This is a genomic window from Spirillospora sp. NPDC047418, from assembly GCF_040643275.1.
In the GTDB taxonomy this organism is placed as follows: domain Bacteria; phylum Actinomycetota; class Actinomycetes; order Streptosporangiales; family Streptosporangiaceae; genus Spirillospora.
This window is the reverse complement of sequence record NZ_JBEYTW010000008.1, coordinates 123,117-144,199: the sequence shown is the minus strand read 5'-3', so window position 1 is coordinate 144,199 and position 21,083 is coordinate 123,117. Positions and strand designations below refer to the sequence as shown.

The window sequence follows — 21,083 nt, the reverse complement described above, 5'->3', positions numbered from 1 at the left end:
AGGGGGGTGGTCAGAGGGGGTACTGGGGGGGCTCGCCGCGCATGGTGATCCAGCGGGTCTCGGTGAACGCCTCGATGTTCGCCGCGGCGCCGCCGAAGCGCGAGCCGGTGCCGGACGCCCGGACGCCGCCGAACGGGGCGTTGGCCTCGTCGTTCACGGTCTGGTCGTTGATGTGGACGATGCCCGTCGGGATCTGCTCGGCGACCGCGAGGCCGCGCATCACGTCCCGGGTCACGATGCCCAGCGACAGGCCGTAGTCGCCGGCTCCGGCCAGCTCCACCGCGTCCGCGACGGACGACACGCGCGTGACCGGGGCGACCGGGCCGAAGACCTCGTCGGCGAACGCGGGCGCGGTCAGCGGGATGTCGGCCAGCACCGTCGGACGGTAGAACAGCTCCTCGTAGGTGCCGCCGGACGCGAGCTTCGCGCCCTGGTCGACGCTCGCGGTGACCATGCCGTGGATCTTGTCGCGCTGGCCGGCGTCGATGACGGGGCCGAGCGCGACCTCGCCGCCCGCCGGGTCGCCTACCGAGAGCGCGCCGGCCCTGGCGGCGAGGCGCTCCACGAAGTCGTCGTAGAGGCGGTCGGCGACCAGGTGGCGGCCGGTGGTCATGCAGATCTGGCCCTGGTGGAAGAACGAGCCCCAGGTCGCGAGGTTCACCGCCGCGTCCAGGTCGGCGTCGTCCAGGATGAGCAGGGCGGAGTTGCCGCCGAGCTCCAGGTGGGCGCGCTTCAGGTGGCGGCCGGCCAGCTCGCCGATGCGGCGGCCGACCGGGGTGGAGCCGGTGAAGGAGATGACCCGCACGTTCGGGTCGGTGATCAGCGCTTCGCCGACGTCCACGCCGCCCGGCAGCATGTGCAGGACGCCCGGCGGCAGCCCGGCCTCCTCGAACACCCGCGCCATCAGCGTGCCGCCGGTGACGGCGGTGCGCGGGTCGGGCTTGAGCAGGACGGCGTTGCCGAGCGCGAGCGCCGGGGCGACCGAGCGGATGCCGAGGATGATCGGCACGTTGAACGGCGAGATCACCGCGACCACGCCGGCCGGCATGCGCCGCGCCATGGACAGCCGCGGCTCCTCCGACGGGATGATCTCGCCGATCGCGCGGGACGGCAGCCCGGCCGCCTCGTAGCACTCCTCGGCCGCGACGTGCAGCGCGAACCCGGCGATGCCGGGGACCGCGCCGACCTCGCGGACGTTCCAGCCGCTGATCTCCTCGGCGTGCTGCTGCCACAGGTCGCCGGCCTTGCGCAGGACGGCGGCACGGGCGGTGTGCGGCAGCGCGGCCCACTCGCGCTGGGCGGCGGCGGCGCTCGCGGCGGCATCGGCGACGTCCTGCGCGGTGGCCTGCCCCATCCGGCCCAACTCGGCTCCGGTGGCGGGCTCGACCACGGCGTAATCGCCGCCGCCGTGCGCCGCCGTCCACGCACCGTTCTTGAAGATGTTTCCCTGCCAGTCGACACTGTCGAGCAGTCCCACGGCGGTTCCTCCTTCTTCTGTCGTGTTAGTGCTTCATGCGGAGCACGGGCTTGAGCACCTCGCCGCGGCGGCTGTCGTCCAGCGCCCGGTCGATGTCGGCGAGTTCGTAGAAGCGGACGAGGCGGTCGAACGGGAAGCGGCCCTGGCGGTGCAGCTCGACCAGGGCGCCGATGAGGACGGCGCTGCGGCCGCTGCCGCCGAGCGTCCCGAAGACGCGCTTGCCCCACAGCGTGGTCAGGTGGTCGAGGGCGAACTCGGCGCCGGCGGGCGCGCCGCCGATGAGCACGCAGGTGCCGAGCATGCCGACGCTGTCGGCGGCCTGCCGGACGACGTCGATCACGCCGGTGCACTCCAGCGCGTAGTCGGCGGGGCCGCCGCAGATCCGCTGGATCTCCGCGACCGGGTCGGTCGCGGCGGCGTCGACGGTGTGCGTCGCGCCGAACTCGGCGGCCAGCGCGAGCCGGGACGCGTGCCGGTCCACGACGATGATCGTCGTGGCGGGCGACAGGCGGGCGGCCATGACGGCGGCCAGCCCGACCGCGCCGACGCCGTAGACGACGAGGCTCGATCCGGTTCGGGGTTTGAGCGTGTTGAACACCGCCCCGGCGCCGGTGGAGATGCCGCAGGCCAGCGGGCCGAGCAGCTCCAGCGGCGCGGTGGCGGGCACGACGACCAGCGCGTCCGCCCAGGTCAGCGCGTACGTCGCGAACGAGGACTGGCCGAAGAAGTGGCTGTGCACGGGCGAGCCGTCCGCGCGGCGCAGCGCGCTCTGCCCGGCGCGCGGGCCGAGCAGCCGGCCGCCGCCGGCCAGCGCCTCGCCGAGGCGGGCGCAGTAGCGCGGCTCGCCGTCGCGGCAGTTGCGGCACGTCCCGCAGGACGGCCAGCCGATGACGACGTGGTCGCCCGGCCGGACGCCGGTCACCCCCGCGCCGACGGCCTCGACCACGCCCGCGCCCTCGTGGCCGAGCACGCTCGGGAACGGCATCGGCAGGTCGCCGTGGCGGGTGATCTCGTCGGTGTGGCAGATCCCGGACGCGACGACCCGCACGAGGGCCTCGCCGGGTCCGGGCTCGTCGAGGTCGAGGTCCTCGACGCGGAACGGTCCACCGAGTTCGTCGACGACGGCGGCGGTCACTCTCATACCGGGCTCCTCTCGGCGAAGGCGGGACGGGGCAGCGGCGGGGTCAGCCGCTCGACAAGCCGGGCCGCGTCCAGGACGGCGCCGTCGCGTCCGGCGGCCCCGGCGAGCTGGAGCCCGACGGGCAGACCGCCGCCGGGGTCGCCCGTCGGGTCGCCGGTGGGGCCGCCGGCCAGGGCGATCGGTACCGAGACCGCGGGCAGACCGGCGGCGTTGAACAGGGAGGTGAGCCGGGTCAGCACCAGCTCGATGGGCCATTCCCTGCCCCCGGCCTCCACGGTCATCGCGCCGATCGGCGGCGCCGTGATCGGGACGGTGGCGCCGACCAGCACGTCGTAGGCGCCGAGCGCCTCCTCCATGAACGCGGTCATGCGGGCGATGGCCGCCTCGTCCTGTTCGGCCTGCTCGGCGGTGCGCGGCGCCATCCGCATCAGTTCGGCGATGTCGGGGCCGAACAGGCCGGGGTCGCGGTTGAACGCGTCCCGGTGGAACGCGCCCGCCTCGGCGACGATCCGGTTCAGGACGGCCTCCGGCATGCGCGGCTCGTCCGGGACGGCGACGTCCTCGACGTGGACCCCGTGCACTTCGAGCCGGGCGCGCGTGGCCGCGAGCGCCGCGCGCACCTCGGGCGCCAGCACCGCGTCGAACCAGCCGCCGAGCCACCCCACGCGCGGTCGCGCGGCGGGGCCGTCCACCGGCGACCCGGTCAGCGCGGACGCGAGCAGCGCCGCGTCGTCCACCGTGCCCGCGAGGACGCCGAGGTGGTCCAGCGACGGCGCCAGCGGCAGTACCCCGTCGAGCGGGATGCGGCCCCGGGACGGCTTGAACCCGACGCAGCCGCTGAGCGCCGCCGGGATGCGCACGCTCCCGGCGGTGTCGGAGCCGACCGCTCCCAGGCTGCTGCCGGCGACGACGGACGCCGCCGACCCGCCCGACGAGCCGCCGGGGATGCGTCCCCGCCGGTACGGGTTGTGGGTCGGGCCGAAGAACGCGCTGTCGGTGCGTCCGCCCCAGGCCAGCTCGTGGGTCGTGTGCTTGCCGAGGATCACGCAGCCCGCCTCGCGCAGCAGCCGCACGGCCGCCGCGTCCCGCGCAGGGACGTGGCCGGCGAACCGCGGCGACCCGTAGGCGGTGCGGACGCCCGCCGTGTCGATCAGGTCCTTGACCCCGACGGGGACGCCGTGCAGCGGCCCGCGCCGCCCGGCCCGCGCCAGCTCGGCGGCCCGCGCACGGGCCTCGTCCGCCGTGACGGTCGCGTACGCGTGCACGTGCGGCTCGGTGGCCTCGATCGCGGCCAGCATCCGCTCGGTCAGCTCGACCGGGGACAGCCGCCCGGCGGCCAGGGAGGCGGCCGATTCACTGAGCGACATCGGGCCTCCGCACGTGGTAGCCGACCGGGAACAGGCTCAACCCCGTCTTTCCGCGGATCAGACCCCACAACCCGCCTGGAAGCCACAATGCCACCGCCATGCCGATGGCGCCCAGCAGGACGAGGTACCAGGACCCGTAGTCGGCGAGCAGCTCCTGCAGGCCGAAGAAGATGATCGCGCCGAGCAGCGGGCCCTCCACGAAACCGATCCCGCCGATCACCACGATGAAGATCATGTACGCCGACCACTGCACGCTGAAGATCGAGTCCGGGTTGACGCTGAGCGAGCTGACCGTGATCACCGCCCCGGCCGCGCCGCACCCGGCGGCCGAGACCAGGTACACCAGCAGCTTGGCGCGCCGCACGTCGATGCCCGCCGAGCCGGCCGCGGTCTCCTCGTCCCGCACCGCCATCAGCGACAGGCCGAGCCGGCCGCGCAGCAGCAGGTAGCAGCCGGCGATGGTGCACAGCGCCAGCGCGAGCGCCACCCAGTACGTCAGGGCGCCGCGCAGCGTCTGGTCGATGCCCGACAGCCCGGTCAGCCCCTTGCCGCTGCCGCCGCCGAGGCTGTCGACCCGCACCACCAGCAGCCGGTACACCTCGGCGATCACCCACGTCCCGACGGCGAAGTAGTCGCCGCGCAGCCGGAACGCCAGCCACGAGGTGGGCAGGGCGAACAGCACGCAGGTGAGCGCGGCCAGCGGGACGGCGAGGTAGGGCTGCACCCCGAAGTCGGCGAGCGCGATCAGGCTGTAGGCGCCGATGCCGATGAACGCCTGCTGCCCCACCGACACCAGGCCGCCGAACCCCGCGAGCAGGTTCCACATGCTCGCGAGCGCGATCAGCACGAACAGGTTCACCAGCGTGTCGGTGACGGAACTGAACACGAGGAACGGCAGGGCCACCAGGACCACCGCCCCCAGCCCCAGGCCAGTGGCCGACAGCTTCGAGGACCGGGCCGCCCGGTTCACCCGCAGCGCGCCCGCCGCGCGGGCCGCCACCATCTCGGAGATCGTCATGCGGTCCGTCCCGTGAGAAGGCCCTGCGGCCGGAAGGCCAGCACGGCGAGGAAGACGAGGTGGCCGGCGAGCAGCGTCAGCGCGGGGTCGATCTGCGCGCCGAGCGACTGCGTGATGCCGAGGACCATGCCGCCGATCAGCGTCCCCCACAGGGAGCCGAGCCCGCCGATGACGACCGCCTCGAACGCGAAGATCAGCCGCGACGGGCCGATCGCCGGGTCGAACGAGGACCGGATGGCGAACATCAGCCCGGCGAGCGCGACGGTCGCGAACGCGATCGCCGTCGCGATGCCGTACACGTGCCTGCTGTCGGCGCCCATCAGGCTCGCGGTCTCCTGGTCGTCGGACGAGGCGCGCAGCATCCGCCCGAGCCCGGTGCGGGACAGGAACACCTGGATGCCGATCAGCGCGCCGCAGGCCAGCAGGAACGTCACCGCCGACAGGTAGCCGACCGAGATCGAGTCGGAGACCTTGAACGACCCGGTCGCGAAGGACCCGCCGTCGAGGGTGCGCGTGTCGGCGGAGAAGACCTCCAGCAGGACGTTCTGCAGCACGATCGACAGGCCGAACGTGACCAGCAGCGTGGCGAGCGGCCCGGCGCCGAGGCTGCGCTGCAGCAGCACCCGCTGGGTCAGGTAGCCGAGCAGCGCGAACAGCGGGACGGTCACCACCAGCACGATCCACAGCGGCAGCCCCGTCCCGCTGACCAGGGCCAGCGCGAGGAACGCCGCGACCACGCCGAGGTCGCCGTGCGCCAGGTTGACGATCCGCATGACGCCGAACATCAGCGACAGGCCCGCCGCGAACAGGGCGTAGAGGCCGCCGAGCAGCACTCCTTGGATGACGGCGTTGAGCCAGCCCATGTCAGTCGTGTCCTTCCTGGCCGGTGAGCGCCGTTTCAGTGCCCGTTGCGGTGCTCGGGGCGGCGCCGATGCCGAAGTAGGCGTGCTCGACCTGCTCCGCGGTCAGGTCGGCGGGCCGTCCGCGCAGCACCGACCGGCCTTCGAGCAGGCAGTGCACGTGGTCGGCGACGCGCATGGCCTGCGAGACGTCCTGCTCGACGATCAGCGCGGTGGTGCCGGCGCCCACGATGTCCGGGAGGATCTCGTAGATCCTGCGGACGATGACCGGGGCGAGGCCCAGCGACAGCTCGTCGATGAGCAGCAGGTCCGGGTTGGACAGCAGCGCCCGGCCGATGGCCACCGCCTGCTGCTCGCCGCCCGAGAGCTGGGACGCGTTCTGCCCGCGCCGGTCGGCCATCCACGGGAACAGCTCGTGGACGGCGGCGACCGTCCACGGCCCGGGGCGCCTGCGGTACGTGCCCGCCAGCAGGTTCTCCTCCACGGTGAGGGAGCGGAACAGCCGCCGCCCCTCCGGGACGAGCGCGATGCCCTCCGCCACCCGCTTGTGCGCGGGCAGCCGCGTGATGTCGCGGCCGTCGAGGCGGACGGAGCCGGACGTCGGCGGGTTCAGCCCGGCCAGGGCGCGCAGCAGCGTGGACTTGCCCGCGCCGTTCGCGCCGATGATCGCCAGCACCTCGCCCTTGGCGACGTCCAGGCTGAGCCCGTCCACCGCGCGCAGCTGGCCGTGGTGGACGGTGAGGTCGCGGACCGACAGCAGCGTCACGACCCCCCACCCCCTTCCTCGTCGGGCAGGCCGGTCTCGGGGCCGCCGCCCAGGTACAGCTCGCGCACCTTCGGGTCGGCCAGCACGTCCATCGGCGCACCGTCGGCGACGAGGTCGCCGCCCGCCAGGCACACCATCCGGCCGACGGTCCTGACCAGGGCGTTGACGACGTGCTCGATCCAGACGATGCCGAGGCCGCCCGCGTGCAGGTCCTTGATGATCTCGACGAGCTCCAGCACCTCCGGCTCGGTCAGCCCGCCGGCGACCTCGTCCAGCAGCAGCAGCCGCGGGCCGGTGGCGAGGCCGCGGGCCACCTCCAGGCGCTTGCGCTGCAGGAGGCTGAGCCGCCCGCCGGGGGTGTTGGCGAGGTCGGCGAGGCCGGTCCGGTCCAGCACCTCCATGGCGTGCGCCTGCGCCTTGCGGCCCTTGAGCGCCGCGCCCTGGTACGCGCAGACCAGCACGTTCTCGAACGCGGTCAGGTGCTCGAACGGCCGCGGCACCTGGTAGGTGCGGCCGACGCCGGCGCGGGTGCGGGCGTGCGGCGGGAGGCCGGTGACGTCCCGCCCGCCGAACCGCACCGCGCCGGTGTCCGGGCGCAGGTCGCCGGAGATCATCGCGAACAGGCTGGACTTGCCGGCCCCGTTCGGCCCCACGATCCCGAGCGCCTCGCCCGGCGCGACGCGCAGCGTCAGATCCTTGGCGACCGTCACCCGGCCGAAGCTCTTGGTGATGCCGTCGAGATGCAGCAGCGGCTCTGTGATCGGGTGCTGGGCCATCAGGCGTTGGTGGGCTTGAGGTCGCCGCCGATCGGGACGTCCTTGTTGGCCGAGTTGTCGACGATGACGACGTCCCAGGGGAACGTGTCGCCCTTGCGCCACTGGCCGCCGACCGGGTGCTGGATCGCGATGCCGGGCTGCGGGCCGGCGGTGAAGTCCAGCTTCCCGCTCATGCACTCGATCTTCATGGTGCGCAGCTTGGCGGCGACCTCGTCGCGGTCCTTCGGGTCGCTCGCGTCCTTGAACGCCTGGACGGCGATCTCGAACAGCGAGTACACCGAGCCGAGCGCCTGCGTCCACTGCTTGCCGGTGGACGCGGCGAAGTCGTCGGCGAGCTGCTTGGCGCTCCGGCCGTCCAGGACGGACTTGTACGGGTGCGCCGGGCTCCACCAGAAGTCGGTGGCGATGTTGTCGGTGAGCTGCCCGAGCGCCTCCGCCTCGGACGGGAACAGCATGACCTTGGCGACCGTCGCCAGCTTCGGCTTGAAGCCCTGCTGGCGGGACTGCTTCCAGAACGTCTGGAAGTCGGGCGGGATCGGCGTGCAGGTGAACAGCTCGGCGCCCGAGTCCTTGAACTTCGCGATCTGCGCGGTGAAGTCGGTCGCGCCGTTCTGGTACGCGCCGCCGTCGACCGGGGTGTAGCCGGACTTCTTCATCATCGGGCCGAGGCCCTGGCGGAAGGCGTTGGCGTCGGTGTCGTTGGGCCACAGCGCCGCGACGTTCTTGTTGGAGACGTCCATGCGCTCCCACATGGGGAAGAAGCAGTCGGCGAACTCCTGCATGCCGAAGAAGAACAGCGTCGTGTACTTGAAGCCCTCGCCGTCCTTGCCGTTGCGTCCGTGGAACCACGCCTCCCAGGGGGCGATCGTGGTGACGTTCGGGACGCCGTTGGCCTCGCACTGGTCGGCGACGGGGTTGGTGGTGTCCGGGGTGGACGAGCCGACGATCAGGTCGACCTTGTCGCTGTTGATGAGCTCCCGGGTGACCTCGGTGGCGCGGTTGGCGTTGGACTGGGTGTCCTTGACGACGATCTCGATCCGGCGCTTCTTGCCGCCGGAGGTGAAGCCGCCCTTCAGCGCGTTCTGGATCTGCTGGACGACGAAGTTGTCGGCGGTGGCGAACCCGGCGAGCGGGCCCGTCTGCGGGCTGACGTAGCCGATCTTGAGGACGTCCGAGGACGAGCCGCCGGTCCCCTTCAGCCCGCCGCACGCGCTCAGCAGCGGTACGCCGCCGCCGAGGATCGCGGCCGTCTTGAGGAAGGAACGGCGGTTCGAACCGCGTGCCGAGATCTCGCTCACGCTGAACTCCTTGGTCACGGCCGGGATGGCGGAATGTTGGGGGTGACCGTACGAGCCCGCCATCAGCGGAGCAACAGGTTGTTCCGAGAGTTCGAACGCGACTTTGCTATTTGGAACGCGGCTCTGACGTGGGGCGATATCCGAGCCGCCGGGAGATCTCCGCGGCGGCACGCCGCAGCGGCGGCTCGACGCGTCCGGCCAGCGCGTCCACCGACGCGGGCGCGACCGTCAGGTGGACGGCCACGTTGACCGCCGCGATCACCGCGCCCGAGCGGTCGCGGACCGGCGCCGCGAACGAGCGCAGGCCCGGCGCGAGCTCCTCGTCGTTGACCGCGACGCCGCTCTGCCGCACCCGGGCGAGCGCCGCCATGAGCTGCTCCCGGTTGGTGATCGTCCGCGGCCCCCGGCGCGCCATGTCGGTGCGGTCCAGGAGCTGCCGCAGGTCCGCCGCGTCCTTGAACGCCAGCAGCACCTTCCCCATCGACGTGCAGTAGGCCGGGAGCCGCGACCCGACGTGCAGGTTGAGGTCCATGGCCAGCGCGCTGCGCCGGCCGCTGCGCCTGCGGTCGACGTAGACGACGTCGAGTCCGTCGCTCAGGCCCATGCTGGCCGTGTAGCCGGTCTCGTCCGCCAGTGCCTGGAGCGGGGGGCCGGCGATGCCGGTCAGCTCCATCGAGTCGATCGCCGCGAACCCGAGGTCCACCGCGCGCGGGCCGAGCGAGTACTTCTTGGTCTCCGCGTCCTGCTGGAGGTACTCCAGTTTGGTGAGCGTGGCGACGTAGCGGTGCGTGGTGCTCTTGTTGAGCGCCACCGCCCGCGCGAGGTCGGCGACCCCCAGCACCGAGCGGTCGCCGGCGAAGGCGTGCAGGATGCGCAGCCCCCGCTCCAGCGACGCGGAGAAAGAGGGGTCGGCCGTCGTGCGCGTGCGCCGCCGCGGGGAGTCGTCATCGGTCACGATGGTCAGAATACGGCCTGACCGTTCCGGATATTCGAACGTTTTTGCCACCGCACCCGTGGTGGCACTCTGCTAGGGCCGAAGGACGACGACGCGAGCGAGGAGAACCGGGCCCCATGGCGGATTGGCGCAAGCCGCGCGTCGGACACTTCATCGGCGGAGACTGGGGCGACTCCGCCTCCGGCCGCTCGTACCTGAACCTCTCCCCGTGGTCGGGGGAGACGCTCAGCGAGGTCGCCGCCGGCGACATCGAGGACGCCGACCGGGCCGTCGCCGCCGCACACGCCGCGTTCGGCGGCTGGGCCCGCACGCCGCCGTACGAGCGCCAGCTCGTCTTCCTGCGCGCGGCCGACATCCTGGAGCGCCGCGGCGACGAGGTGCTCGCCGCCCTCGCCGCCGAGACCGGCTGCGGCGCCACGTTCGGCGGCGTCCAGCTCGGCTTCGCCGTCAAGCTGCTCCGCCAGGCCGCGCACCTCGCCTACCGGCCGGCCGGGGAGCTGCTGCCGTCCGACGTCGAGGGCACCACGGCGATGGCCGTCCGCCGCCCCGTCGGCGTGGTCGCGGCGATCACGCCGTGGAACGCCTCGCTGACCCTCGCCGGACGCGGGATCATCGGCCCGCTCGCGCTCGGCAACACCGTCGTGCTGAAACCGTCCGAGGACTCCCCCTACACCGGCGGCGCGCTCTGGGCGGAGATCCTGCACGAGGCGGGCCTGCCCGCCGGGGCCCTCAACGTCGTCACGCACGCCCCCGGCGAAGCGGGCGGCATCGCCGACGCGCTGCTGGCCGACCCGCTCGTCAAGCGGATCAACTTCACCGGCTCCACGGCGACCGGCCGCCGCCTCGCCGAGAAGGCCGGCCGGCACCTGAAGCGGATGGTGCTCCAGCTCAGCGGCCAGAACCCGCTCATCGTCGCGGGCGACGCCGACCTCGACTACGCCGTGAACGCCGCCACATACGGCGCCTTCGTCCACCAGGGACAGGTCTGCATGTGCGCCCGCCGCGTCTACGTCGAACGGCCGCTGGCGAAGGAGTTCGCCGAGCGGTTCGCCGCCAGGGCCGCGGCGCTGCCGACGGGCGACCCGTCCGACCCGGCCACCGTCGTCGGCCCGGTGATCAACGAGTGGGCGCTCGCCCTCATCGACCGCCGCGTGCGGGAGGCCGTCGGGCTCGGCGCACGCGTCCTTGCCGGCGGCGTCCCCGCACCGCCCTGCTACCCGGCGACCGTCCTCACCGACGTCCCGGACGAGGCCGAGATCGCGCAGGGCGAGACGTTCGGCCCCGTCGTCGTCCTGGAGGCGGTCGACTCGGCCGAGGACGCCGTCGCCCGCGCCAACGCCTCCGACTTCGGCCTCGTCGCCTCGGTCATCACCGGCGACCGCCCGCGCGGCCTCCGGCTGGCCGCCGCGCTCGACGTCGGCATCGTCCACGTCAACGACCAGCCCGTCAACGACGAGCCGCAGATGCCGTTCGGCGGCGTCAAGGACACCGGCTGGGGCCGCTTCGGCCTCGGCTTCGCCGCCGACGAGTTCTGCGACCTCCAATGGATCACCACCCGCGACCAGGACCGCGATTTCCCCTTCTGAGGCCCGGCAGGCGGGCGGGCGGTGCCGGCTGGCCGTTACCGGTCAGGAGGTGGATCCCGGTGATCATGCCACCAAATACTGGCAGCGACTAGTCCCGCCCCGCCGAGGAGACGTCGTGGATCGTCCGCACCCCCTTCCGTCCCGCCGTGCCTTCACGCTCGGCGGCGCCGCGCTGCTCGGCGCCGCCCTCACCGGCCCGCTGACCGGCAGCGCTCGCGCCGCAGCCCCGCCGCCCGGCGAGTGGGCCGACGTGCCCGTCCCGGCGCCGGCCGGCCGGAGCCAGCTGCTCGGCATCGCCGCACCGGACCCGCGGCACGTCTTCGCCGGCGGAAGCGAGAACGTGTTCCAGCCGGACGCGCGGGCCGTCATGCTGCACCGGACCCCGCGCGGCTGGACGCGGGCCGCACTGCCCGAGGGGCTGGCCGCCGTCAACGACCTCCGCGCCCGGCACGCCGCGAGCGCCTGGGCGCTCGCCGCCGGCCCGGAGCCCCGGGAGCGCACCGACCTGCTGCACTGGAACGGCCGCCGCTGGGCGGCGGCGCCCGGACCCGGCGGCACGCTGCTCCAGGCCATCGACCTGGACCGGACCGGCGGCCTGTGGGCGACCGGGATCGCCGGGGACGCCACGACGGTGTCCGTGCGGCGGCACGGCCGGTGGGCGACCTCCCTCACCCTGGAGCGGCCGTCCGGGCTCAACGCCATCGCCGCCGGAACCGCCGGGGACGTCTGGGCCGGCGGGCCGGGCGAGTCGCAGACCGGGCCGACCCCGCTGTGGCACTTCGACGGCACGGAGTGGACGCGCGTCCCGTGGGGGACGACCTACGCCCACTGGATCCTGCAGATCGAGTACGTCGCCCCCGACGACGTCTGGTTCTACGCCCTTGAGCAGCACCCGCTGTTCGTGCCGCCGACGCTGCACCACTGGAACGGCTCGGAGTTCACCGTCCACCAGATCCCGGGCCCGTCCGACCCGGCCGGCGAGGTGCGCCCGATGTCCGCGGTCGGGTTCCTCGGCTCGATGGCCTCCGACGGACGGCGCGGCGTGTGGCTGTCCAGCCCGTACGACGCCTCCCACCTGCTGCACTTCGACGGATCGTCGTGGACCCGCGCCACCCCGCCCGTCCCGGTGGCCGCGTACTCGATGACCCGCGTCCCGCACACCACCACCGTCTGGGCGGGCACCCAGATCGGCACGGTCTGGCGCCGCTCCACCCGTCCCTGACACCGCGGCCGGCCTCGGGCCGGGCGAATCTCCCCCTCACCGGCATCAGATCGGCCGGCCGGGAAACAGGGCAGGTGGCCGGTGCGTCCGCCCTGGCCGGGCGCACTGTCGCGGTGAGGGGGACTGGTCGTGGGCGATGCCATCCTGGACGCCCTGCAGGGGACGATGACGTCGCCGTGGATCTACGCGGCACTGCTCGGCATGGCGCTGCTGGACGCGTTCCTGCCCGTCATCCCCAGCGAGACCCTGATCATCACCGCGGGCGTGTACGCGGCGAAGGGCGACACCGTCCTCCCCCTGGTCATCGCCTTCTCGGCCGCCGGCGCCTTCTGCGGCGACCATGTGTCCTACTTCATCGGCCGCTTCGCCGGCGACCGGCTGGAGCGGTGGATCCGGTCCGGACGCCGCAGGCGCGACGCCTACGACCGGGCCGCCGGGATCTTCGACAGGCGCGGGGGCCTCGTCATCATCATCGCCCGGTACATTCCGGGCGGACGCACCGCCGCGACGCTGCTGATGGGCATCGTGCGGTACCCGCTGCGCAGCTTCACGCCGTTCGACGTGGTCGCCTGCGTCCTGTGGGCGTCCTATGCCGGGCTGATCGGCTACCTGGGCGGGGCGGCCTTCGGGGAGGACCCGGTCATGGGACTGGTCCTCAGCTTCGGCATCGCGCTGGTGATCAGCGGGCTCGTCGAGGTCGGCCGGTTCCTGTGGAACAGGTTCCACCGCGGCGACGCCGAGCGCGAGTAGCGGGACCTCCCATCGGCGTCGCCGGTCTGCTACAAGTGTAGTTTCAACGGGTGCGTCCGGGCGGGCGCACCGGGCCGAACGGCGGCGGGAGAGCACGTGAGCGCCGAAGGAAGCACCAAGGCCGTCCTCACCGCGCTCGCCGCGAACCTGGGGATCGCGGTCACCAAGTTCGTGGCGTTCGCGCTGACCGGCTCGTCCTCGATGCTGGCCGAGGCGATCCACTCGGTGGCCGACTCCAGCAACCAGGCGCTGCTGCTGATCGGCGGCAAGCGCGCGGAGCGGCGCGCCACCGAGGAGCACCCGTTCGGGTACGGGCGCGAGCGCTACATCTACGCGTTCCTGGTGGCGATCGTGCTGTTCAGCCTGGGCGGCCTGTTCGCGCTGTACGAGGCGTGGCACAAGATCCGCGACCCGCATCCGATCGACTCGTGGCAGTGGGTGCCGATCGCGGTGCTGCTCGTCGCGATCGCCCTGGAGGGGACGGCGCTGCGCACGGCGGTCAAGGAGTCGAACCGCAGCCGGGGGACGTCCAGCTGGGTGCAGTTCGTCCGGCGGTCCAAGTCGCCGGAGCTGCCGGTGATCCTGCTGGAGGACACCGGCGCGCTGGCCGGCCTGGTGTTCGCGCTCGGCGGGGTCGGGCTGACGCTGATCACCGGCGACGGGGTCTGGGACGGGATCGGCACCGCCGCGATCGGCGTGCTGCTCACCGCCATCGCGATCGTGCTGGCCACCGAGGTGAAGAGCCTGCTCATCGGCGAGTCGGCGGGGCCGGAGCACGTGCGGCTGATCAGGGAGGCGATCGTGGCGAGCCGCGACGTCCCCTCGGTCATCCACATGCGCACCATGCACCTCGGGCCGGATGAACTGCTCGTCGCCGCGAAGATCGCCGTGGACCTGCGCGACGACGCCCGCGAGGTCGCCGACGCGATCAACGACGCGGAGGCGCGGATCCGCGCGGCGGTGCCGATCGCCCGCCTGGTCTACCTGGAACCGGACGTCCTGCGAAAAGGCGGGTGAGGCCGGTGGCGCGCAGGCCGCTGGGGCGGCTGGAGGCCGAGGTCCTGGCGGCGCTGGCCGCGGCGGGCGGCCCGGCCAGCACGGCCGAGCTGCGGGCGCGGCTGGACGGCGACCCGGCCTACACGACGGTCAACACGATCCTGCACCGGCTGCACGAGAAGAGGCTGGTCACCCGCGTCCGGTCGGGACGGCACTACCGGTACCGGCTCGCCGTGGACGAGTCGGAGCTGGTGGCGGGACGCATGCGCGAGCATCTCCGGCACGCCAGCGATCCGGGTAGCGTGTTGAACCGGTTCGCGCGGTCGCTGAGCGTCGAGGAGGCGCGCGAGCTGCGCGAGTTCCTCGACGCCGATCGTCCGGAAGGCGACGGGTGAACTGGTTCACCTTCCTGCCCCTGGCCCTCATGCTGACGCTCGGGACGGTGCTCGGCCGGGCGCCGTTACGGCTGCATCCGTCCTGGTCGGCGCGGCTGCTGGCGACGACCGGCGCGATGACGGCGGTCGCCGCGCTCGGCACGGGCGTGTTCGTCGCGATCAACTACGCGGCGACGCTGGCGCCGTCCGCCGCCGCGCACGTCCCCGAATGGGCGCTGTTCGGCGACGACCGGCCCGTCCCGGACGCGGTCGGCGTCGCGGCGGCGGTGCTGTCGGCCGCCGGGGCCCTGGTCGCGGGCCGGGCCGTCGCCGGCTGGGTCCGCGAGCTGCGCGCCGCGCGGGCGGACGTCCGGGAGCCGCTCGACACCGACGTCCCGATCGCCGTCGCCGTCCCGGGCCGCCATGGCGGGGTCATCGTCTCGCGGGGGCTGCTGCGGGACCTGTCACCCGGGGAACTGCACGTCGTCTTCCAGCATGAGGCGTCCCATCTCCGGCATCGCCACCACCGCTACCTGGCCGCCGGGGCCCTGGCCGCGGCGGTGCTGCCGCCGCTGCGGGCGCTGGACGGCCGGCTGCGGCTGGCGGTGGAGCGGTGGGCGGACGAGGACGCCGCGGAGGCGACCGGCGACCGCGCCTTCGTCGCCCGGACGCTCGCCAAAGTCGCGCTCGCCCAGCCGCGCGCGGCCCGGCCCGCCGGACCGGCGGTGACCGCGTTCGCCGAGTCCGGGGTCGTGGAGCGCGTCGAGGCGCTGCTCGGCACGCCCCCGGCGAAGAACGCGGTCACCGGCCCGCTGCTGTTGCTGGGCAACGGCGTCGTCTCCGGTTCGCTGACCGCCGCGACCCTCCAGCTCGATCACGTCATCGCGTCGTCCCTGCTGCCGCTCCTCGCCCTCCGCTGACCCACCCGCCGAGCCCGCGCGCCGAGCGGCCGCGCCGCGACGGGGCGCCGGGCGGGCGTGCCGCGCGGTCAGGGGCCGGTCAGAGTTCGAACTCGGCCGGGTCCAGGCCGACCGCGAAGCACGCCTCCCGGACGACGGCCTTCTCACTGTTGTCGAAGTTGCCGTCGGCGCCGCCGATGATGATGCCGATCTGGATGACGGCGCGCGCCTCGGCGGGCTTCTTCTTGGTCTTGCCGATGTCCTGCAGGACCGACACCTTCCCGAAGTCGAAGTCGGCGGTCAGCTTGGACACGTAGTCGTTGAAGCGGCGCTGCAGGTCGTCCGCCGGGAAGTTCTGCAGCACCTCGTTGGAGGCGATCAGCGACGCGGTGCGCTGCCGCTCGGACGGGTCCACGCTCCCGTCGGCCGCCGCGACCAGCGCGCACATCGCCATGCTGGCGTCCCGGAACGCCCCGCTCTTCAGATCGTTCTTCTTGCTGAGGAGCTGCGTCTGCATGGTCTGCGTCGACTCGCGCAGCTTGTCCCAGAAAGCCATTGGATCCTCCGCTGATCGTTGGTCTCACTCGACCCTAACCCTGCTTCTACAAATGTAGTAGCAGGCTCGCGCGGCGACCGCCGGGGTCCCCCGCCCGCGAAGGCGGGCGTGGCCTGCGGCGTTGATCGAACGATGATCCGTTGGTTATCGGGTCCTTCTAGGGTTTCCCTCCGCTAGATGATCATCCGGGCGTTGTCCGCCCGGATGATGTTGTTTGGGCGAGAAAAAGCAGGAGGAGACACCGATGATCGGCCTTCGGGGGAAGGCGGGTGCGCTGGCCGGCGCCGTTCTCGTGGCCGTGACCGCGCTGATACCGCTCACCGCGCCGCCCGCGCACGCGGGCGAGTGCCGCGACAACGCGGGCTGGTGGTGCCTGTACGCCGATCCCGGCCTGCAGGGCCTGCTGATCGGCACCAACAACCCGGGTGCGGACGTCGAGCTGATCGGCAAGTACGCCGGTCTCAACGACCGGGCGGACTCCGTGATCAACCGGACGTCGTCCTACATGGGCCTGTACGAGGACGCGGGCTTCGGGAAGCCCATGCTGTGCCTGCCGCCCAACTCCAGCACGAACCAGTTGCCGAGCGACAGGGTGACCTCGATCCGGATGCGTCCCGGACGCGCTGCCGCGTGCGGGGGCTCCGCGCCCGCCCAGCAGCCCGCCCCGAAACGCACGCCGAAGCAGCAGCAGGAGGACGGCGCGTCCGCCGCGAAGCCGAAGGTGTCGAAGACGCCGTCCGGCAAGGCCAAGGTCAGCGCGCCGCCCGAGGTGTCGGCCCCGGCCGCGCCCCCCACGGGCGCCCTGCCGGAGCTGGACCAGCCGAACCCGGCGGTCGCGCTGCCCGAGCCGGCCGGGACGCACCCGGCGCGGCCGGTGAGCGCCACCTCCGACGACGAGGGCGGGCTCGGCACCGGGACGGTGATCGTCATCGGCGTGGGCGCCGGCGTCATCGCGCTCCTCGCCGCGCTCGCGGTGGCGGGGATCTTCGTCCGGCGCCGGGGCGAACCCGCCGGCCGGACGCCGAGGCAGAAGGCGGTGGCGCCGGGCGCCGACCCCGAGGCCACCCGCCGGGTCGACCGCGCGCTGCGGCTGCTGGCGGTGGACTGCGAGCAGGAGCGCCGCGAGGTGCCCGCCGTCCGCACCGTCCTGCTGGCGGACACCGCCCTCACCCTCGTGCTCGCCGCGCCCGACCCCGACGCGCCGCAGCCCTGGCGTGCCGACGGCGACCGCTGGACGCTCGCCGCGTCCGACATCACCGAACTGACCGACGACATCGGCCCGCACCGCCCGTTCCCGCTGCTGGTGGCGGTGCGGCCCGACACCTGGGTGAACCTCGCCGAGACGCCCGGGCCGATCGCGCTCGACGGGACCCGCGGCAACGCGCGCCGCGCGGTGCGGACGCTGTCCGGGCTGCTGGGCAACAGCCCCTGGTCGGACGGCGTCCGGATCCGCATGGTCGGCTTCGGCGGGTCCTCCGCCGACCTGGGCGGCACCGACGTGGGCGACGGCGGCGAGCGCGGCCGGGTGGTGTTCGTCGACGACGGCCGGGCGGTGCCCGCGAACGTCCCGGCGGGCTGCGCCGTGATCGCGGTCGGCCGGGTGCCCGGCGCCCGCACGACCTGGCCGGTGCGGTCCGGCGGCGCGCTGGCGGTGCCGCCGGAGGCGCGGTCCGCCGGGGAGGACGCCGCGGAGGAGCGTCCCGCCGGGGTCGCCGAGGTCGCCGATGCGGCGGGTGAGTGAGATGACGATGCGCATCCCCGTCGCGGTCGAGGCGGCCGACCCGATCTCGCTGGCCGGGGTGACCGGCGGGCTGCGCGGCCGTCCGGAACTGGTGCTGGTCGGGACCGCCGAGGCGCAGGTGACGGTGGTGGTCGCCGACGGCGTCGACGACACCGCGCTGGCGATGCTGCGGCGCGCCGGCCGGACCCGCCGGGTGCTGATCGCCGGGCGGATCAAGGAGGCCGAGCTGCTGGAGGTCGTCGAGCACGGGGTGGTGGCGATCCTGTGGCGGCAGGAGGCGACGCCGGACGGCATCGCGCGGGCGATCGAGTCCGCCGCGCGCGGCAACGGCGACCTGCCCCCGGACCTGCTCGGCCGGCTGCTGAAGCAGGTGCGCCGGCTGCAGCGCGGCGCGCTGCGCGAGCAGGGCTTCACCGCCGCCGGGCTGGCCGAGCGGGAGAAGGAGGTGCTGCGGCTGGTCGCCGACGGGTTCGACACCGCCGACATCGCGGCGAAGCTCTCCTACTCCGAGCGCACGGTGAAGAACGTCCTGCACAGCATGATGACGCGGTACCAGCTGAAGAACCGCCCGCACCTGGTCGCGTACGCCATCCGCGAGGGGCACATCTGATGCTCCACGAGGTGGACGCGGCACTGCGCGCGCTGCTGGACGGCGACGCGCTCGCCGGAAGCGACGTCAAGGTGGTGTTCGACGCGCCGACGCGGGAGTGGGCGGCGCAGCGCAACGGCCCGGCCGTGAACGCCTACCTGTACGACGTCCGGGAGGACACCGGCCGGCGCGAGCGGGGCCCGCTCCAGGTCCGCGACGCCGACGGGAGGGTGACCACGCGGCGCCAGCCGCCGCGCTACTTCCGGCTGTCGTACCTGGTCACGGCGTGGACCAAGCGCCCGGAGGATGAGCACCGGATGCTGTCGGCGGTACTGGCCTGCCTGCTGCGGAACGAGACCCTGCCCGGCGAGTCCCTGCCGGCGGACGGGGCGCTGCGGCGGTTCGGCGCGCCGGTGCCGCTGACGGCCGCCGTCCCGCCGGTCGAGTCGCGCGCCATCGCCGATCTGTGGTCGGCACTGGGCGGGGAGCTGAAACCGTCCCTGGACGTCGTCGTGACGGCGCCGTTCCCGGTCTCGCCGGAATACCCGGTCGGCCCGCCCGTGGAGGAACTCGACGTCACCGTGGTGGACCGCGGCGCGGTGGATCGCGGGGTCGTGGATCGCGGGGCGGTGCGTTGACCGATTCGGCCGGGCACCTGCTGGCCAGGATCGAGCTGCTGCGGCGGCGGGCGCGCGTCCTGGTGGAGGACAGGGCCGCCGCCGACCCCACGGCGCAGGACCCGTTCCGGGGCCTGTACGTCTCGCCGGAGGGGGCGGCGCGGCTCGCCGAACTCGGCGTCCCGCGTCCGGGACGCGACGCCGCCCACGACCGTGCGGTCGGCGAGGTCGAGGACGGTGCCGGCGGCACCCGGCTCGCGCGGCTCGCGGCCGGCTTCGGGCTGGACGCGTTCGACGCCGAACTGCTGCTGGTCGCGCTCGCGCCCGACGTCGACCGCTCCTTCGAACCGCTGTACGGCTACCTCAACGACGATGTGAGCCGCCGCCGCGCGACCGTCGGCCTGGCCCTGGACCTGTGCGGGAGCCCGGCGGCGTCGGCGGCGGCCCGCGCGCGGCTCGGCCCGTCCGGGCCGCTGCTCGCGGGCGGCCTGCTCGTCCTGGAGGACGAGGACCGCCCGTTCCTCGGTCGCGCCCTGCGCGTACCGGACCGGGTGACCGACCATCTGCTGGGCGGGGACCGCCTCGATCGCGCGCTGTCCGGCGCGGTCACCGAGGTCGGGGACGCCTCCGGGCCCGTCCCGTCCGAGCTGCGGGCGCTGGCCCCCGTGCGGCGCGTGGTGTACCTGCGGGAGACGCGCGAGGGGTCGGGCATGGCGCCGGGCGCGGCGGTGCTCGGCGGCGCGGGACGGCCGGTGCTGCGGGCCGACCTGTCACGCCTGGACGAGGCCCTCATCCCGACCCTGATCCGCGAGGCCCGCCTACGCTCCGCCGGAATAGTCGCGGGCCCCATCACCACAGGCCCCCAGGCCCGCGCCTTCACCGACGCCTGCCCTGATGGCACTTCTGCCGACGCCTTCGCCGACGGCGCTTCTCCCGGCGGCTTCGCCGGCGCCACCTCTGCCGGCGCCTTCGCTGACGGCGCTTCTCCCGACGACGTGGGCATGGTGCCGGTCGTGCTGGCTGGGGTGCTGCCCTACGACCCGGCCTGGAGTCGGCGGCAGCCGCTTGTGCTGGAGTTCGCGGCGCCGCCGCCGGAGGCGGATGCGTGGGCGGCCGAACTTCCGGCCGACGTCGCGTTCGACGTGGCGGCGGCTACTGCCCCGTACCGGTTCGACCGGGGGCAGATCCGGCGTGCCGTCCGCGCGGCCCTCGACTATGCCGCGCTGGAGGGCGTCAGTCCGGAGGCCCGGCACCTGCACCGGGGGGCGCGGCTGCAGAACGCCGTCGGCCTGCAGCAGCACGCCCGCCGGATCAGCCCCGCCGTCGGCTGGGACGACCTGGTCCTGCCCCCGGACGAGGCCGGGCGGCTCCGCGAGCTGGTCGCGCGGGCCCGGCACCGGCACCGCGTGCTCGGCGACTGGGGGCTGCGCACCGGCGGCGGGCGGGGCCGCGGCGTGGTCGCGCTGTTCGCGGGCGAGTCCGGCACCGGCAAGACCCTCGCGGCCGAGGTCGTCGCAGGCGAACTGGGTCTCGACCTGTACGTGGTGGACCTGTCGGCGGTCGTCGACAAGTACGTCGGCGAGACCGAGAAGAACCTCGAGCGCATCTTCACCGAGGCCGACCGGCTGGACGCCGTGCTGCTGTTCGACGAGGCCGACGCGGTGTTCGGCAAGCGGTCGGAGGTGAAGGACGCCCGCGACCGCTACGCCAACCTGGAGAGCGCCTTCCTGCTGCAGCGGCTGGAGTCGTTCGACGGGATCGCGGTCCTCACCACCAACCTGCGGGCCAACATCGACGACGCGTTCACCCGCCGCCTCGACGTGATCGCCGACTTCCCGTTCCCGGACGCGGTGCGGCGCCGCGCGCTGTGGGCGCACTGCCTGGCGCCGCCCCTGCCGTGCGGCGACGACCTCGACCTGGAGCGGTGCGCCCGAGAGTTCGAGTTGGCGGGCGGCGCGATCCGCAGCGCCGCCACGACCGCCGCCTACCTGGCGGCGGCCGCCGGGCGTCCCGTCTCGATGGCGGACGTGCTGACCGGCGCCGAACGCGAATACCTCAAGATGGGCCGCCTGCTGCCCGGCACCTGGTGACCACT

General features: G+C 73.8%; 20 protein-coding genes. 10 read left to right on the top strand and 10 right to left on the bottom strand.

Annotated features, from left to right (window positions below; all coding sequences use genetic code 11):
• Positions 1–10: 10 nt before the first annotated feature.
• The 9 genes from ABZ806_RS07455 to ABZ806_RS07415 form a co-directional block, all read right to left on the bottom strand.
• Complete coding sequence (locus tag ABZ806_RS07455; protein ID WP_500216010.1) at positions 11–1,477, bottom strand: aldehyde dehydrogenase family protein; 1,467 nt, start codon at positions 1,475–1,477, stop codon at positions 11–13.
• 25 nt (positions 1,478–1,502) lie between these two features.
• Positions 1,503–2,618: an NAD(P)-dependent alcohol dehydrogenase gene (locus ABZ806_RS07450; protein ID WP_500216009.1), complete on the bottom strand. Its 1,116-nt coding sequence runs from the start codon at positions 2,616–2,618 to the stop codon at positions 1,503–1,505.
• Complete coding sequence (locus ABZ806_RS07445) at positions 2,615–3,985, bottom strand: amidase (protein ID WP_500216008.1); 1,371 nt, start codon at positions 3,983–3,985, stop codon at positions 2,615–2,617. The genes ABZ806_RS07450 and ABZ806_RS07445 overlap by 4 nt, the downstream gene beginning before the upstream one ends.
• Positions 3,972–5,003: a branched-chain amino acid ABC transporter permease gene (locus ABZ806_RS07440; protein WP_500216007.1), complete on the bottom strand. Its 1,032-nt coding sequence runs from the start codon at positions 5,001–5,003 to the stop codon at positions 3,972–3,974. The genes ABZ806_RS07445 and ABZ806_RS07440 overlap by 14 nt, the downstream gene beginning before the upstream one ends.
• Positions 5,000–5,866, bottom strand: coding sequence for a branched-chain amino acid ABC transporter permease (locus ABZ806_RS07435; RefSeq protein WP_500216006.1), 867 nt, complete (start codon positions 5,864–5,866; stop codon positions 5,000–5,002). Before ABZ806_RS07435 ends, ABZ806_RS07440 begins: the two co-directional genes overlap by 4 nt.
• A gap of 1 nt (position 5,867) precedes the next feature.
• Positions 5,868–6,629, bottom strand: coding sequence for an ABC transporter ATP-binding protein (locus ABZ806_RS07430; protein ID WP_500216005.1), 762 nt, complete (start codon positions 6,627–6,629; stop codon positions 5,868–5,870).
• Positions 6,626–7,405 (bottom strand): ABC transporter ATP-binding protein, encoded by a 780-nt coding sequence (locus tag ABZ806_RS07425; RefSeq protein ID WP_500216004.1) that lies wholly within the window; start codon positions 7,403–7,405, stop codon positions 6,626–6,628. Before ABZ806_RS07425 ends, ABZ806_RS07430 begins: the two co-directional genes overlap by 4 nt.
• Complete coding sequence (locus tag ABZ806_RS07420; protein WP_500216003.1) at positions 7,405–8,703, bottom strand: ABC transporter substrate-binding protein; 1,299 nt, start codon at positions 8,701–8,703, stop codon at positions 7,405–7,407. Before ABZ806_RS07420 ends, ABZ806_RS07425 begins: the two co-directional genes overlap by 1 nt.
• 106 nt (positions 8,704–8,809) lie before the next feature.
• Entirely contained in the window at positions 8,810–9,658 is an 849-nt protein-coding gene (locus ABZ806_RS07415) for an IclR family transcriptional regulator (protein WP_500216002.1), read from the bottom strand.
• 116 nt (positions 9,659–9,774) lie between these two features.
• Between ABZ806_RS07415 and ABZ806_RS07410 the strand changes: the two genes are divergently transcribed.
• The 6 genes from ABZ806_RS07410 to ABZ806_RS07385 all read left to right on the top strand — a co-directional run bounded on the left by ABZ806_RS07410 (position 9,775) and on the right by ABZ806_RS07385 (position 15,506).
• Positions 9,775–11,244, top strand: coding sequence for an aldehyde dehydrogenase family protein (locus tag ABZ806_RS07410; RefSeq protein ID WP_500216001.1), 1,470 nt, complete (start codon positions 9,775–9,777; stop codon positions 11,242–11,244).
• A gap of 115 nt (positions 11,245–11,359) precedes the next feature.
• The gene (locus ABZ806_RS07405) at positions 11,360–12,466 is read left to right on the top strand and encodes a hypothetical protein (protein ID WP_500216000.1); all 1,107 of its coding nucleotides are present in this window, start codon (positions 11,360–11,362) and stop codon (positions 12,464–12,466) included.
• Positions 12,467–12,595: 129 nt separating this feature from the next.
• Positions 12,596–13,216 (top strand): DedA family protein, encoded by a 621-nt coding sequence (locus tag ABZ806_RS07400; RefSeq protein ID WP_500215999.1) that lies wholly within the window; start codon positions 12,596–12,598, stop codon positions 13,214–13,216.
• A gap of 96 nt (positions 13,217–13,312) precedes the next feature.
• Positions 13,313–14,233 carry a cation diffusion facilitator family transporter gene (locus ABZ806_RS07395; protein WP_500215998.1) on the top strand — a complete coding sequence of 307 codons (921 nt, stop codon included), beginning with the start codon at positions 13,313–13,315 and terminating at the stop codon, positions 14,231–14,233.
• Between the two features lie 5 nt (positions 14,234–14,238).
• On the top strand, positions 14,239–14,607 hold the full coding sequence (locus ABZ806_RS07390) for a BlaI/MecI/CopY family transcriptional regulator (protein ID WP_500215996.1): 369 nt from the start codon (positions 14,239–14,241) through the stop codon (positions 14,605–14,607).
• Positions 14,604–15,506, top strand: a complete 903-nt coding sequence (locus ABZ806_RS07385) for a M56 family metallopeptidase (RefSeq protein WP_500215995.1) — start codon at positions 14,604–14,606, stop codon at positions 15,504–15,506. The genes ABZ806_RS07390 and ABZ806_RS07385 overlap by 4 nt, the downstream gene beginning before the upstream one ends.
• Before the next feature lie 79 nt (positions 15,507–15,585).
• Here the strand turns inward: ABZ806_RS07385 and ABZ806_RS07380 are convergent, their stop codons facing one another.
• Positions 15,586–16,041, bottom strand: a complete 456-nt coding sequence (locus ABZ806_RS07380) for a tellurite resistance TerB family protein (RefSeq protein WP_500215994.1) — start codon at positions 16,039–16,041, stop codon at positions 15,586–15,588.
• A gap of 244 nt (positions 16,042–16,285) precedes the next feature.
• On the opposite strand from ABZ806_RS07380, the gene ABZ806_RS07375 reads away from it, so the two are divergent.
• From ABZ806_RS07375 to ABZ806_RS07360, 4 genes are read left to right on the top strand one after another with little or no spacing between them, the layout of a single operon-like run.
• Positions 16,286–17,782 carry a peptidase inhibitor family I36 protein gene (locus tag ABZ806_RS07375; RefSeq protein ID WP_500215993.1) on the top strand — a complete coding sequence of 499 codons (1,497 nt, stop codon included), beginning with the start codon at positions 16,286–16,288 and terminating at the stop codon, positions 17,780–17,782.
• Between the two features lies 1 nt (position 17,783).
• A complete protein-coding gene (locus tag ABZ806_RS07370; protein ID WP_500215992.1) occupies positions 17,784–18,392 on the top strand; it encodes a helix-turn-helix transcriptional regulator in 609 nt (202 codons plus the stop codon).
• Positions 18,392–19,009 carry a Pvc16 family protein gene (locus ABZ806_RS07365; RefSeq protein WP_500215991.1) on the top strand — a complete coding sequence of 206 codons (618 nt, stop codon included), beginning with the start codon at positions 18,392–18,394 and terminating at the stop codon, positions 19,007–19,009. Before ABZ806_RS07370 ends, ABZ806_RS07365 begins: the two co-directional genes overlap by 1 nt.
• A complete protein-coding gene (locus tag ABZ806_RS07360; RefSeq protein WP_500215990.1) occupies positions 19,006–21,078 on the top strand; it encodes an ATP-binding protein in 2,073 nt (690 codons plus the stop codon). Before ABZ806_RS07365 ends, ABZ806_RS07360 begins: the two co-directional genes overlap by 4 nt.
• The last annotated feature ends 5 nt before the right edge of the window (positions 21,079–21,083 follow it).